9 protein-coding genes are annotated in these 14,209 nt (G+C 75.3%); 6 read left to right on the top strand and 3 right to left on the bottom strand.

Annotation, left to right across the window (positions count from 1 at the left end; translation table 11 throughout):
• Positions 1–17: 17 nt before the first annotated feature.
• Positions 18–617, bottom strand: coding sequence for a response regulator (locus ACQPZ4_RS30105; protein ID WP_433066717.1), 600 nt, complete (start codon positions 615–617; stop codon positions 18–20).
• A gap of 50 nt (positions 618–667) precedes the next feature.
• Positions 668–1,981, bottom strand: a complete 1,314-nt coding sequence (locus ACQPZ4_RS30100) for a sensor histidine kinase (RefSeq protein ID WP_433042637.1) — start codon at positions 1,979–1,981, stop codon at positions 668–670.
• Positions 1,982–2,089: 108 nt separating this feature from the next.
• On the opposite strand from ACQPZ4_RS30100, the gene ACQPZ4_RS30095 reads away from it, so the two are divergent.
• The 5 genes from ACQPZ4_RS30095 to ACQPZ4_RS30075 all read left to right on the top strand — a co-directional run bounded on the left by ACQPZ4_RS30095 (position 2,090) and on the right by ACQPZ4_RS30075 (position 7,570).
• Positions 2,090–2,629, top strand: a complete 540-nt coding sequence (locus tag ACQPZ4_RS30095) for a hypothetical protein (RefSeq protein ID WP_433042634.1) — start codon at positions 2,090–2,092, stop codon at positions 2,627–2,629.
• Positions 2,626–3,717, top strand: a complete 1,092-nt coding sequence (locus ACQPZ4_RS30090) for a peptidoglycan-binding protein (protein ID WP_433042631.1) — start codon at positions 2,626–2,628, stop codon at positions 3,715–3,717. Before ACQPZ4_RS30095 ends, ACQPZ4_RS30090 begins: the two co-directional genes overlap by 4 nt.
• On the top strand, positions 3,714–4,403 hold the full coding sequence (locus tag ACQPZ4_RS30085; protein WP_433042628.1) for an ABC transporter ATP-binding protein: 690 nt from the start codon (positions 3,714–3,716) through the stop codon (positions 4,401–4,403). The genes ACQPZ4_RS30090 and ACQPZ4_RS30085 overlap by 4 nt, the downstream gene beginning before the upstream one ends.
• Positions 4,400–5,587, top strand: a complete 1,188-nt coding sequence (locus tag ACQPZ4_RS30080; RefSeq protein ID WP_433042625.1) for an ABC transporter permease — start codon at positions 4,400–4,402, stop codon at positions 5,585–5,587. Before ACQPZ4_RS30085 ends, ACQPZ4_RS30080 begins: the two co-directional genes overlap by 4 nt.
• A gap of 75 nt (positions 5,588–5,662) precedes the next feature.
• Entirely contained in the window at positions 5,663–7,570 is a 1,908-nt protein-coding gene (locus ACQPZ4_RS30075; RefSeq protein ID WP_433042622.1) for a hypothetical protein, read from the top strand.
• Here ACQPZ4_RS30075 and ACQPZ4_RS30070 read toward each other — a convergent pair.
• On the bottom strand, positions 7,521–13,268 hold the full coding sequence (locus ACQPZ4_RS30070; RefSeq protein ID WP_433042619.1) for a DUF6531 domain-containing protein: 5,748 nt from the start codon (positions 13,266–13,268) through the stop codon (positions 7,521–7,523). The genes ACQPZ4_RS30075 and ACQPZ4_RS30070 overlap by 50 nt on opposite strands.
• 210 nt (positions 13,269–13,478) lie before the next feature.
• Between ACQPZ4_RS30070 and ACQPZ4_RS30065 the strand changes: the two genes are divergently transcribed.
• Positions 13,479–14,114, top strand: coding sequence for a 3'-5' exonuclease (locus tag ACQPZ4_RS30065; protein ID WP_433042616.1), 636 nt, complete (start codon positions 13,479–13,481; stop codon positions 14,112–14,114).
• Positions 14,115–14,209: the final 95 nt, after the last annotated feature.

Raw genomic sequence — 14,209 nt, 5'->3', positions numbered from 1 at the left:
CCGGGCAACGCGGCGGCCTACCGCGCCACGCCGGTCTGGTGGGCGTAGATGACGGCGTGGATGCGGTCGCGCAGGCCGAGCTTGGCCAGGATGCGGCTGACGTGCGTCTTGACCGTGCCCTCGGAGATCGCGAGGCGGTCGCCGATCTCCTGGTTCGACAGGCCCTCGGCGATGCGCTCGAGGACGTCGCGCTCGCGGGTGGTCAGGGTGGCCAGCGGCGCGGTGTCGACGATGCGCGGGCCGGTGGCGACGAAGTGCTGCACGAGGCGGCGGGTGACGGTCGGCGCGGCGACGTTGTGCCCGCCCGCGACGGCCCGCACGGCCTGCAGCAGCTCGCCGTCGAGGGTGTCCTTGAGCAGGAAGCCGGCCGCGCCCGCGCGCAGGCCCGCGTAGACGTACTCGTCGAGGTCGAACGTCGTCAGGATGATCACGTGCGGTGGCTCCCCGGGCGGGCGCGCGGCCCGGATGCGGCGGGTCGCCTCGATGCCGTCGATGCCGGGCATGCGCACGTCCATGAGCACGACGTCCGGGCGGGTGGCGGCGACGACCGCCAGCACCTGCAGCCCGTCCGCGGCCTCGCCGACAACCGCCATGTCGTCGGTACCGTCGATGATCATATGAAACCCGGCCCGGACCAGCAGCTGGTCGTCGGCGATCACGAGACGGATCACGCGGCGAGCTCCGCGGGCGTGGCGGCGACGGGGAGCCGGGCCCGCACCTCGAACCCGCCGCCGTCCGCGGGGCCGGCCCGCAGGTCGCCGCCGAGGGCGCGGACCCGCTCGGTGAGGCCGCGCAGGCCGTTGCCGGGCACCGGTTCGGGCACCGGCTCGCCGTCGTCGGCCACCCGGACGGTCACGCCGGCGGCGTCGAACGCGAGGCCGACCGTGCAGCGCGCCCCCGGCGTCGCGTGCTTGAGCGCGTTCGTCAGCGCCTCCTGGACGATGCGGTAGGTCGCCAGCTCGACGACGGCCGGCAGCGTCGGCGGCTCCCCGGTGACCCGGAAGTCGACCGGCGTACCGCTGTCCCGCACCCGGTCGACCAGGCCGGGCAGGGTGGCCAGGCCCGGCTGGGGCGCCAGCTCCGGGTGCGGCTCGGTGCGCACCAGGCCGAGCAGTCGGCGCATCTCGGCCAGGGAGGCGCGGCCGGTGGTGACGATGTTGCCCAGCGCCGCGTCGGTGCGCTCGGGCCGGCGGGTCAGCATCGCCTTCGCGCCCTGCGCCTGCACGACCATCACGGACAGCCCGTGCGCGACGACGTCGTGCAGCTCGCGGGTGATGCGGCCGCGCTCGGCGGCGACGGCGAGGGCGGTGCGCTGCTGCTGCTCGCGCTCCAGGTCGTCGGCGCGGGCCTGCAGCGTCGCGAGGTGCGCCCGGCGGGTCCGCGCGCTGTCGGCGACCGCCCAGGTGGCCGCGAGCAGCAGCGCGGGCACGCTCACCCACCGGACGACCTCGAGCAGGGCCGGCAGGAGGTTGCCGTCCAGCATGCCGTACGCCGCCTTGCTCAGCCGTTCGCCGCGCGTGGCCGGGGACGTGGCGCTCGGCCCGGCGGACAGCGCGAGCTGGTTGCCCAGGCCACCGGCGAACAGCACCGCCTCGGCGGCGACCAGCACGGCCACGACGGTCCGGCGGGCGTGGTGCGAGCCGGCCAGCGCGTACAGGACGACCAGCGCGGCGGCGTCCAGCGGCGGCGACTTCAGGAACGGGTCGAGCAGGTGCGCGGTGGCCCCGACCGCGGCCAGGAGCATCGCGGCGAGCGGCCGGCGGTGCCGCAGCGGGATCGCGGCGACGGCCGGCACGCCGAACAGCCACCACCACAGCACGTGGGTGCGCCACGCCGCCGCCGAGCCGAACGTGTACAGGACCTTGTCGTCCGGTTCGCCGAACATCCGGGGGAGGTCGCTCCACAGTACGGTCGCGGCGACGAGCGCGGCGATGAGCGCGACGTCCAGCCAGAGCCGGCGGCGCCCGGGACCGATCTGCATCGGCCCAGCGTACGTGGGGCAGCGGGCCCGGACATCCGTCGTGCGACAGATCCCGGGGTCGGCCGGCGGCCAGACGCGCGCGGCGGTCCGGGCGGCCAGGCTGGGCCCATGACACGTCGACCGTTGATGGCGATCGCCCTGCTGGCCGCGCTGGCCGGCGGCCTGACCGCCTGCTCGTCCGGTGCCGGCGGCCCGGGTGCGGCGCCGAGCGGAAGCTTCGACTCGGACCGGGCGCTGAGCATCGGGCGCCGCTTCGCGCAGTGCGCCCGCGACCACGGGTACCCGGCCTTCCCGGACCCCGAGATCCAGAACGGCGATCTGGTCTGGCCGGCCGAGGGCGTGGAGCTCAAGGAGCAGATCCGCTCGATCATGGAGCAGCAGCCCGACTGCAAGGCGATCATGGACGAGTCGATGTCGCTGGCGGACCCGCACCGGGACCCGACGCCCGGCCCGGACGACATGCGGAAGCTGCGCGAGTTCGCCAAGTGCATGCGCGACCAGGGCATCGAGGGCTTCCCCGACCCGAAGCCCGACGGCACCTTCCCGCTCGTCGGTACCCCGCTGGAGCAGGAGGGCAAGTCCGAGCGGGTGCTGAGCGCCATCGACGCGTGCAAGCACCTCTACGACAAGAAGATCGCGATCTCGTGAGGGGCCGGGGATGGACGGGCGGCGCCGCGGTGCTCGCGGTCGCGGCCGGCGTGGTCGGCTGGGCGGTGACCCGCCGGCCCGCCGCCGCGCCGGTCGCCGAGCCGCAGGTGCGCACGACGACCGCGCCGGTGACCCGCGGCGATGTGACGGCCCGCGTCCAGGTGGCCGGCGCGCTGGGCTTCGACGGGGCGTACACGATCGCCAGCCAGTTGCCCGGGGGCGTGGTGACCGCCGTGGCCGCGCCCGGGACCGCGGTCGTGCGCGGCGCCGATCTGTTCGCGGTCGGCGGCGTCCCGGCCGTGCTGCTCTACGGCACCACGCCCGCCTACCGCGACTTCGCCCTCGGCATGAGCGACGGCGCGGACGTGCAGCAGCTCGAGCAGAACCTCGTCGAGCTCGGCCTCGACCCGCAGCACGGCATCACCGTCGACCGGCACTTCACCGACGCCACGGCGACGGCGATCCGGCGCTGGCAGAAGGCCCGCGGGTTGCCCGTCGCCGAGCGCACCGGGCAGCTGCCGCTAGGCCAGATCGTGTTCCTGCCCGGCGCGCTGCGCGCCGGCGAGGCCCTCGTCCAGCCCGGCGGCTCGGCCGGGCCCGGCGCGCCGGTGCTGTCGGCGTCGTCGACCGCCCGCGTCGTGCGCGTCGCGCTGACCGCCTCCCGGCAGGCCACCGTCCACGCCGGCGACCCGGTGCAGGTGTCGGTGCCCGGGCTGAACGCGGCGGTCGCCGGCACGGTGCGCGAGATCGGCACGGTCGCCACGGTGGCCACGGAGGGGAACGGGCAGCCCGGGCCGGCGACGGTACCGATGATCGTGACCGTCACGCTCCCGCCCGGCGCGCCGGTGCTCGACCAGGCCCCCGTGCAGGTCTCGATCACCGGTGCGCAGCGGCGCGACGTGCTGCTCGTGCCGGTGACCGCGCTGCTGGCCGGGGCGGGCGGCGGCTACCAGGTCGCCGTCGTGGACGCGGCGGGGCGGCGGCTCGTGACGGTACAACCGGGGCTCTTCGACGAGAACGCCGGCACGGTCGAGGTCTCCGGCGAGGGACTGGCCGAGGGCGCCCGGGTCGAGGTGCCGGCCTCGTGAGCGACGTCGTGCTGCGCCTGCACAACGCGGGCCGGACCTACCCGGGCACCCCGCCGGTCGAGTCGCTGCGGGGCGTGGACCTGACCGTGGGTACCGGCGAAATGGTGGCCGTGGTCGGGCCCTCCGGCTCCGGCAAGACCACCCTGCTCAACCTCGCCGCCGGCCTGGACCGCCCCACGTCGGGCACGGTCCACCTGGCCGGCCGGGCCGTCGAGCACCTCACCGACCGCCAGCTGTCGGGCCTGCGCGCGCACGCCCTCGGCGTCGTGTTCCAGCAGTTCTTCCTCCTCGACCAACTGTCCGCTGTGGACAACGTCGCCACCGGCCTGTTGTACCGCGGTGTGCCCGCCCGCCACCGCCGCCGCGCCGCGGCCGAGGCACTGGAGCGGGTGGGGCTGGCGCATCGTGCCGTACACCAGGCGGGCAAACTCTCCGGCGGCGAGCGCCAGCGGGTGGCGATCGCCCGCGCCATCGTCGGCCGGCCCGCGCTGGTCCTCGCCGACGAGCCGACCGGCAACCTCGACAGCGCCACCGGCGCCCAGATCCTCGCCCTGCTGCAGGACCTGAACGCCGGCGGCGTGACCCTGCTCGTCATCACCCACGACGCCACCGTCGCCGCCGCCTGCCCGCGCCAGGTCCGCCTGCACGACGGCCGGATCGCAACCGATTCTGGGGATGTCGCATGAGATCACGGGTGCTCGCCGCCGACCTGCCGGCCCTGGCCACCCTGGGCCTGCGCAGCCGCACCCTGCGCGCCGCACTGTCCACATTGGGCATCGCGATCGGCATCGCCGCCATCGCCGGCGTGCTCGGCATCGCCCGCTCCAGCCAGGCCGACCTCCTCGCCCGGATCGACCGCCTCGGCACCGACCTGCTCACCGTGGCCAACGGCACCCGCGTCGGCGGCGACGAGGCCAAGCTGCCGCCGACCGCCCCGGCCGGCGTGTCGCGCACGGGGGGCGTGGACAAGGTCACCGCCACCGCCGCCGTCCGGGACGTCCAGGTCTTCCGCACCGACCGGATCCCGTCGTACCGCGGCGGCGGCATCGAGGTCCGCACGACCGAACCCACGCTGCTCGACACCCTCGACGGCCACCTGGAAACGGGCGTCTTCCTCAACGGGTCCACCGTCCGGTACCCGGTCGCCGTCCTCGGCCACGCCGCCGCCTCCGCGCTCGGCATCACCAGCGCCGACCCCGGCACCCGCATCTGGGTGGGCGGGCACTGGTTCGCCGTCGCCGGCATCCTGCGCCCGTTCGAGCTCGCCCCGGAGATCGACCGCGCGGTGCTGATCGGGGAGCCGGTCGCCGCCGAGTACTTCGGCTACGACGGCCACCCGACCCGCCTGTACGTGCGCACCGACCCCGCCCGCACCGCCCAGGTCGCCACCGCGCTGGGCCGCGCGGCCAACCCGGCCGAGCCCGGCAGCGTCACGGTCAGCCGCCCGTCGGACGCCCTGGCCTCCCGCCTCCTCGTCGCCGACTCGACCACCGCCCTCCTGCTCGGCCTCGGCGCCGTGGCCCTGCTCGTCGGCGGCGTCGGCATCGCCAACGTCATGGTCATCTCCGTGCTGGAGCGGCGCACCGAGATCGGCCTGCGCCGCGCCCTCGGCGCCGCCCGCGGCCACATCGCCGTGCAGTTCCTGGGCGAGTCGCTGCTGTTGTCCGCCCTCGGCGGCGTGGCCGGCACGGTCCTGGCCGCCGCGGTCACGTATGCGGTCGCGACCTACCGCGGCTGGCAACCGCTGCTGCCGGCGGACGGGGTGTGGGCGGGGCTCGGCGCCGCCCTGGTCATCGGGGCGGCCGCGGGCCTCTACCCGGCGGTCCGGGCCGCCCGCCTGAACCCGACCGACGCCCTGCGCACCTCGTGAGCGGTGTTTCCGACACTTCGGTGGTCCGGTCCGGCGATCCGCGGGATGCTGGCGGCGCTGCCGAGAGGAGCCGACATGTCGCTCAACCTGCTGCCGTTACCCGTCGACATCCCGTGGCGGCGCGTGCTCGCCAGCGGCGACATGCTGGCCGGTGGGGTCGATTTCGCGCGGTACCCGCTGAAGTGGCGCAGCTCGCTCGCGCTGTTCTACTTCCTGCCGGAGGTGGACCAGCCCGAGTACGCCGACAGCCGGATCGTGTACTTCCGGGTGGTCTGCTCGATCACCGGATATCAGCCGACCCGGGAGGAGCTGCCGGCCCGCCCGCAGGGCGAGGACGCGTACGCGGCCGCGGCCTGGACCGCGATCTCGCGCTTCCTGGACAGCTACTTCCCGTGCGTGGGCGCGCTGGCGCAGGTGGCGTTCACGTCCGGGCCCGGGCTCGTGCGCGGGCGGGACTTCGCGTCGATGCCGGTGATCACCGACTTCGAGCCGAAGAAGCGCGAGGTGTTCGAGGCGGTCACCGAGACCGGCGAGCTGATGAGCCGCTCGTCGACCGGGCTGCAGGTGACGAAGGGCAACAGCACGACGCGCTCGACGGAGTCGTCGGACAAGGAGTCGGGGTCGCTGGCGATCGCGGCCGGCGTGCCCGGGTACGGCTCCGTCGCCGGCACCTACGGCCTGGAGTCGACGACGAAGCAGGGCTGGAGCAGCACCCAGGTCGACATCAACCAGTCCGACGCCAGCCAGGAGCGGCGCGAGACGACGTCGCACAGCACGCAGCTGACCCAGATGTACCACCAGCTCGACTCGTACCACCTGGGCACCAACCGGGCGCTGTTCGTGCTCTTCCCGCGGCCGCACACGCTCGCCGCGCAGCTCGGCGACGGCAAGGACGGCCTGAACTGGATGCGCAAGCTGGAGGGCATCCAGGAGTTCTTCTTCGTCGTCGAGCAGCCCAGGAGCGCCAGGATGCTGTGCGTGTCGGCGCACCTGGACACCATGCACGTGGCCAGGACGACGCGCACGGTCACGCGCATGGTGCGCGACCAGTTCCAGCAGCCGGGCGAGGTCGGCGTCAGCGAGTGGTTCTCCAACCCGGCCGCCGACCCGCCGCGGACGATCGTCACCGAGGTGAAACTGCCGGCCGGGTTCCGGGTCGACAAGTCGCGCGGCAACGGCGGCTACGACGAGCACCTCACGGACATCATCAACGCCGAGCGGGTGGTGACGGTCTTCAACGACTACATCCAGATCGTGACGACGGCGTACCCCAACCCGCCGAAGCCGCCCGCCCATCCCGAGAGCTACCCGTCCACCCCGATGACGCACGCGGTCCTCACCGCGACCTACGTCGTGTACGGCGAGCAGGCCGAGCCGCACCCGGTCGTCGACGAGATGGTCAGCAGCGGCGCCTTCGCCACCGGCCGGCACCTGCAGGCGTGCCTGGAGTTCGGCGAGGAGGGCCGCCCGCCGCGGATCCACACCCCGGACGACCGCGACCGGCTGGAGCCGGAGCACCCGTACGTGACGTTCGAGGCGCCGCTGCCGCAAAGGTTCACCCTGCCGGCCGGGCACGACACCGCACTGCGGGGCGTCAACGCGATGGCCGCGGACCTCAAGGAGTTCATCGTCGCGAGCGTCAACAGCCCGCGCCGGTACGCGGTGGGCGAGCACACGTTCGCCGAGACCGATCTCGCCACCCGGGCGCTGCTGGCCCCGCGGCTGCGCGACCGGCTGCGCGAGGGCCACGACCGGGTCGTGCTGTCCCGCGGGTTGCGCGAGGAGCTCGGCGAGGCCGCCGACCGGGTCGCCGCGCTGCCGCTGTCCGAGCTGGCGGCCGGGTCGGCGGCGGACCTCGCGGACCGGCTGGAGGTCTCGCCGCAGACGCTGCAGCGGCTCCGCCTGGAGCAGGTGGGCCTGGCCGTCGCCCGGTCTACGGCCGGCGCTGCGCGGCGGCCAGGTCCTGCAGGTACTGCGACGTGAGCCCCGGCGGCGAGGCGATCGGCGCGATCGGCGGCACGTCGGCGTAGGCCGGCCAGCTGCCGACGAAGCGGACGGTGAAGCGCTGGCCCGGTGCCCGCACGCCGAGCCGGCCCAGCTCGTTGGAGACCATCCGCCCGAACGCCCCGTTGATCTCCGTCTCGCCGAAGTAGTACGTGGTGCCGACGTCGCCGCCGCGCCGCCACGAGCCGCCCATGAGGTCGTCGATCGGGTGCATCGCCTGCAGCCCCTCGCGGTCGTGACCCATGAGGTCCATCCAGCGGCGGGCCCAGCGGCGCAGGCGGTTGTCCAGCGCGACGGGGCGCACGCCGCGCTCGAAGTACCCCTGCTCGGTCATCGCCCACTCCAGCACCGACCGCACCCAGTTGGCGGTGGTGGGGTTGACCCGCATCACCGGGTCGTAGTGGATGATCACCTCGGGCAGCGGCGGCCCCTCGAGCTCCGCCGCCACGACCGGCAGCGACCGGCTGCGCGAGGCCGTCGCCACGATGCCCGCCGCCGGCGCGACGGCGCGCCGCCAGCCCAGCGCGTCGGCGGCCAGCGTGGCCAGGTAACCGGCGCCCTTGAACACCTCGGCCAGGCGCGTCTCGACGAGCATGATGTCGAGCGCCTCGAGATCGGAGTCGGACCAGCCGATCCCGCGCAGGCCGTGCTTGCCGATGGCCAGCAGGTTGCCCGGCAGGTTGATCAGCCGGGCGAGGAAGTTGCTGACGCCGATGAACGCGTTGGCCAGGAGGTCGGTCGCGACGTTGCCGGTGTCCACGCCCCGGTGCTGCGGGAGCAGGTCGCTGGGGTCGTGCGGGTCGTAGTACCAGAGCGGCTTCTTGGCTTCTCCGGAGAACCAGTCCCAGGCCTGCCGCGGCAGGCTCGGCCCGCCGAGCGCCTGCTTGGCCCATCCGGTCGGGTCGGCGTGGTCGGCGGGGTTGTGGCCGGCGAACACGTAGGGCGAGGGGCTGTCGGCGTACAGCAGGGGGTCGCGGTCGAGGAACGCGCCGAGGGCGGGGGCGTAGAGGCGTTGCGGCGTCTCGTACAGGCCGGTGTCACCCAGCGGCGGCATGCCCCGCCACAGGACGCCGGCGGGGACGCCGGGCTCGGGCGTGCCGTCGGCGGTGAACCCGGCCGGGGCGCCGAACGGGTCGTACCGCAGCCGCCGCTGGACACCGCCGGCGCCGTCGGTGACGAGGATCGTCGACCAGGCGTCGTCCTGGTGCTGGTAGTGCGGACCGGCCCCGTCCACCGTGCACAGCGGCGCCGGCCAGAGCGGATGCGGCGAGGTCTGCCGCAGCCCGCCGCCGATCGTCTCGTGCACGGCGTCCCCGGCGTACCAGCGCTCGAAGGGCGTGCCGCCGCTGGTGCCGGAGCGGACCCGCGACAACGGGTCGCGGCGCAGCTCCGCCACGACCGTGCCGGTGGCGGCCTCGGTGACGGCGACGACCCGGCCGAGGGCGTCGAGGCGGTAGCGGAACCGGCCGTCGGCGGTGCACTGCCCGTCCGGGCCGTAGCCGAGCGCCTCCGCACCCGCCTGCACGATGCGGTGGTCGGCGCCGGTGCCGTAGACCAGGTCCGGGACCCCGCCGTTGCGGCCGCGGCGCGCCACCCGGCCGTCCCCGCCGTCGAGCTCGTACGCGACGCCGGGCGCGCCGGCCGCGGCGAGCCGCGCCGCGTCGACCTGGGCCGCCTGGGCCGCCGCGGTGCTCGCGTCGGGCAGCGGGCCGAGGCCGAGGCTCCAGTGCGCCTCGACGAGCCGCCCGGCCCCGTCGAAGCCGTGCAGGACGTCGGCGCCGGGCGTGCCGAGGCACTGCACGAGCGCCCGGTGGCCGCGGTCGTCGTGGCGGATGCGGCAGGACTCCAGCACGGCCGCGCCGGTGGTGTAGTCCACGCGCACCGGCCGGCCCAGCGTGTCGCGGCCGTAGTCGGCGCGCACCCCGTTGCCGTAGGTCGCCCGGCCGAGGTGGCCCTGCGCGGTGTACGCGAGGTCGAGCAGCACGTCGCCGGGCGTGCCGCCCAGGGTGCCGGCCGCCGTCAGCACGACCCGCGCCGGGCGCCCGTCGGGGGTGTGCTCGGTGCGTTCGGTGCGCCCGTCGGGGTACACGAGGTCGACGGAGCCGGTCGTGTCGTCGTACGCCAGCCGCACCGTCCGCCCGGCGGCCCGCTCCTCGACGAGCCGCCCGAGGCTGTCGAACCGGCGGCGGATCTCCGTCGCGCCGTCGGCCGCCCGGGTCAGCCGGCCCAGGCCGTCGTACCCGAACGCGTACGCCGGCACCGGGTCGTAGCCGGGCGCGGCGGCGGACGTCAGCGCGACCGGCCCCGGGTGCGCGCCGAAGGTCAGCGTGGTCTCGTTGCCCGACGGCGTCCGCCGGCGCAGCGAGCGCTGGACCGGGTCGAAGGACCGCTGCCAGGTCAGGCCGTCGGGGCCGGTGACGGCGACCGGCTCGCCGAACGCGTCGCGCCGCCAGGCGGTGACCCGGCCGGCCGGGTCGGTGCAGGTCACGGCCCGGCCGTCGGCGTCGTACCCGACCTGCGTGCGCAGCGCGAGCCCGGCCGGGTCGACGACGGTCGCGGTCACGTTGCCGTGCGGGTCGGTCTCGAAGTCGGTACGCACGCCCTCGGCCACCCGTTCCGCGAGCACGTCACGGTTGTCGTAGCGCAGCTGCGTGACGCCGCCCGCGACCTGCGTGCCGGTGAGGCGGCCGCGGCCGTCGTACGTGTAGGCGTGCACCGTGGACACGCCCTGCTCGCTGACGGTGAGGGAGACGAGGTCGCCGGTCGCGTCGTAGCCGATGGTGCGCACGCCGCCCAGCGGGTCGGTGGCCGCGGACAGCCGCCCGCAGCCGTCGTACCGGTACGTCCACGGCGCACCCCGCGGCGGCTGGACGGCGGTGACGTTGTCGTCGGCGTCGTAGCGGTAGCTCGTCGTCAGCGGCACGGCCCGCGCCGGGTCGGTGTCGAACGCCCACCGGGTCTGCGAGCGCTGCCGGCCGCGCTCGTCGTAGTCGTAGGTGGTGCGGGCCAGCGGGGTGCCGTCGGCCTCGGCGACGCCCACCGCCACGACCCGGTCGCCGGGGCCCCAGGTGTACGTCCACACCGCGCCCGACGGCCGCGTGACGCTGCGGACGCGGCCCCACACGTCGTACCCGACCCGGGTGACCTGGCCGAGCGGGTTCGTCGCCCGGGTCACCCGGCCGGCGAGGTCGTGCGCGTACGTGCTGGTCCGGGCGGTGCTCGTGCCGGTGGCCTCGGTCCGGCGGACGAGGGCGCCGTTCTCGCCGTACACGCTGTCGACGCGCAGGCCGCCGGGGCTCCAGGTGGTGAGCGCGCGGCCGTCCGCGTCGACCTTCTGCCGGTACCGCCGTTCGGCCGGGTCCCCGGCGGCGGCGGTCGCCCGCACCGCGTGGCCGAGGGCGTCGCGCACGATCCGGTCGGTGACCTCGTCGCCGGGCCGGGCGCCGGGCCGGGTCAGCTGCACGAGGCCGCCGGAGTCGTCCAGCCACCGCCGGACCGCCGCGCCGACCCCGTCCACCTCGGGCGCGGTCACCTCCTCGACCTGTCCGAGCAGGTTGTGCCGCAGCCCGGTGCGCCGCCCGCCGGGCGCGGTCAGCGCCGCGGGGAAGCCGAGCGGGTCGTAGCCGACGGCGGTGGTGAGCGCGGCCGTCTCCGGATCGGTGACCGTCCGGTGCACGAAGCCGCCGGTGCGCCCGCCGCTCAGGTACTCCAGCTCCACGCGGCGCCCCTCGGCGGACACCGCGGCGACCGGCTGACCGGCGGGGTTGTGCTCGATGGTCAGTACCGACGGCTGCACCGTGCCGTCGTCGAGGGTCGTGGGCGGCAGCTCGACGCGGGCGAGCCGTCCGGTGGCGCCGGCGGGCGAGACGTCGAAGTCGTAGCGCAGCCGCGTGGTGCCCTGCCCCTCGGCGCTGACCTCGGTCGGCAGCTGGTACCGCGGCTCGTACTTCGCCTCGAACAGGGTCCGGCTCGGCACGACCCCGGCGACCGGCGCGGCGATCTCCAGCCGCAGCAGGTTGCCGCGCGCGCACGGGTCCGGGTTGGCGGTGTCGTAGGTGCGCAGGACTCGGACGCCGTCCGGGCCGGCCGCCTCGACGGCGTTGCCGGCCGCGTCGTAGGCGGCCCGGGTCACCACCACGCGGGCGGTGCGGTCGCGGTTGAGCCGGAAACGATGGTCGAGCAGGTCCCCGCGCCAGTTGAAGGTGTACGTGTGCAGCGCCCCGTCCGGCCGCCGCGCGCACGACCGGGTCGCGGGGACGTCGAGGTTCTCCTCGAGCGACGGCACGTACTGGATCGGCTCGTACGCGAAGCGGTACTCGTAGCCGGCCGCCAGCTGGCGGGTCACGGCGTTGAACGACCAGCCCTCGCCCGGCCCCGCGTACTCGTTGGACAGCGCCACCCGCCCGTCGGCGTCCACGATCCGCAGGATGTTGTGCCGCATCGCCGGGTGCCCGGCGCTCGCGTCGTACTCGTACCGGGTGACCACGCCGCCCGGGTACCGCGCGGTCGCGGGCTGGATCACGCGGACGAGATGGGCGGCCTCGCCGTCGTGGTCGTAGCGCACCTCCCGCGCTCCGGTGTCGTCGGTGACGTGTTCGAGGAGGCCGCAGTCGCCGTACCGCAGCAGCAACCCGCGCCCGGCGTCGTCCAGCACGGCAGCGAGCCGGTCCTGGCCGTCGTAGCTGAACCGCAGCCGGTTGCGGAACCGGTCGACGACGCCCGTCAACGGCGTGCGCTGCCCGTCGCCCCACCCGGCGGGCCGCGTGAACTGCCAGCGCAGCCCCTGCGGATGGACCAGCTCGAACCCGTCGGCGCTCCGCTCGAGGCGCGCGGTGAGCCCCGGCTCCGGCTCGAACCCGTCACCCACGGCGGTGAACCGCCGCTCGGCCAGCCGCCCGGTCCACAGCGCCACGTCGCCGCCGGTGAGCGGGCGCAGGAAGACGTTGTAGTTGTGATCCCAGCCGTACCCGAACGGCCCGTAGTACGGCCGCCCGCTGCGATAGCACCGCTCGAACCGGATCGGCAACAGCGGCGTCGGCACCACCAGATCCGTCCCCGCCACCGTGAACGCCCCGGTGAACAGGTCGACGGGATCCCCCTCGGCAGCCGGCCGCGGACGGACGGCGGCCGGCCCGGCGTGCGACGGATGCGGCTGCCCCGGCTCGGGCTCGTTGCGTTCGGCCCGTTGCAGGATCGCCGCGACCTCCGCCGGCGTGAACCCGGGGCTGAGAATCGCCCCGATGACGCTGGGCGGCTTCGGCTCGACCCGCTCGTACACCGCGTCGGAGGGCCGCTTCGGATCAACGGCAGCCGGCGACGGTACCCGCGTAATCTTCAGGTTGGCCCGCACGTCCGGCGCATCCTGCTCGCGCGGCGAGTCCTCCCCGGCCGGCGCGACCTTCCCGGCCTCCCCGGCCGGCGGCCGCTTGGGCGTCACCGGCTGCGGCGGCGGCTTCGGCGGCACCCGCGCGGCCGTCTCCTCGCGACAGGCCCGCTCGGCCCGCGCCAGCGCCTGCACATCGGCCCCGACCCCGACCGCCGCGTTCTTGTTGGCCTCCTCGTAGAGCTGCTCGAACATCTCGCACGCGGAGTCGGTCTGCAGGATGATCCGGCCGTCGCCCTTGTACGCGGACTCGTCGCTGATGATGTAGACGTCGCCGTTCCAGTCGTCCGCCACGAGGCCCGCCCTCCCCGGCCGCCCGCACTTCATCCCGGCTTCCCTGACCGGATGCTACGAGCGCCACGCCCGGCGGGGACCACTTCGGACGGGACCGCGACAGCGCTGGGCACCGGGGTCGGATCAGCGCCCTCGCCAAGCCAGGCTCGGGCGGATGCGCTGCAATAATCCAAGTTCGAAGCCGAACGGAGCTGTCACTCGGGAGATTACGTGCACGACGCCGCCATCGCCGAGTGGTCGGCGAGACCCTGGCGGGCCGCGCCGCTCGTTGCCTTCGACCTGGAGGGCACCGGCGCCCAGGACGGCGCCGACGAGGCGATCCTGGAACTCGCCGCCATCCGGCTGCGGGGCGGCCTGCCGGACCTGGCCACGGCCTACACCACGGTGGTCAACCCGGGCCGGACGGTACCGCGGCGCGCCTGGATCTCACCCGGCCTGACCGGCGATGTGCTCGCCAGCGCGCCGCGCCTGGACGCCGTGGAGCCGGGACTGGCCGCCCGGCTCGACGGGTGCATCCTCGTCGGGCACAACATCGGCGTCGACTGGCGGTTGCTGCACCGGCGCTGCCCGACGGTCGCACCCGCGGCGCTGCTCGACACGCTCAAGCTCGCCGGGAAGCTCGCCGTTCCCGGGTCGCACAGCCTCACCGCGCTGCTCGACACGCTCGACCTGACGACCGAGGTCGACGCGGCCGGCAGCCGGCCGCACCGGGCCCTGTGGGACGCGGCGGGCGCGGCGGTCCTGCTCCGCGGGCTGATCAGCCGCTCTTGGTCCGGCGAGCCCACCCTGGGCGAGGTCCTGACCGTTGCGCACCGCCCGCACAAGCCGCCGGACACCCTGTTCTGAAGGGCCCGGCTCCATAGCAGCCGGGGCTCCGGTGTGCGCTATGCGCCGGCCCGGCGCAGGCGTTCGGCTGCCTGGTCGCGGACCGCGGCGCCGGA

This window comes from Dactylosporangium sp. CS-033363, assembly GCF_050942475.1.
Taxonomy (GTDB): Bacteria; Actinomycetota; Actinomycetes; order Mycobacteriales; family Micromonosporaceae; genus Dactylosporangium.
This window is presented reverse-complemented; position numbering and strand designations above follow the sequence as displayed.

Excerpts from the sequence above, each read along its gene's own strand:
- ACQPZ4_RS30105 (WP_433066717.1), bottom strand. The coding sequence starts at position 617 with ATGATCATCGACGGTACCGACGACATGGCGGTTGTCGGCGAGGCCGCG.
- ACQPZ4_RS30075 (WP_433042622.1), top strand. The coding sequence starts at position 5,663 with ATGTCGCTCAACCTGCTGCCGTTACCCGTCGACATCCCGTGGCGGCGC.
- ACQPZ4_RS30080 (WP_433042625.1), top strand. The coding sequence starts at position 4,400 with ATGAGATCACGGGTGCTCGCCGCCGACCTGCCGGCCCTGGCCACCCTG.
- ACQPZ4_RS30095 (WP_433042634.1), top strand. The coding sequence starts at position 2,090 with ATGACACGTCGACCGTTGATGGCGATCGCCCTGCTGGCCGCGCTGGCC.
- ACQPZ4_RS30100 (WP_433042637.1), bottom strand. The coding sequence starts at position 1,981 with ATGCAGATCGGTCCCGGGCGCCGCCGGCTCTGGCTGGACGTCGCGCTC.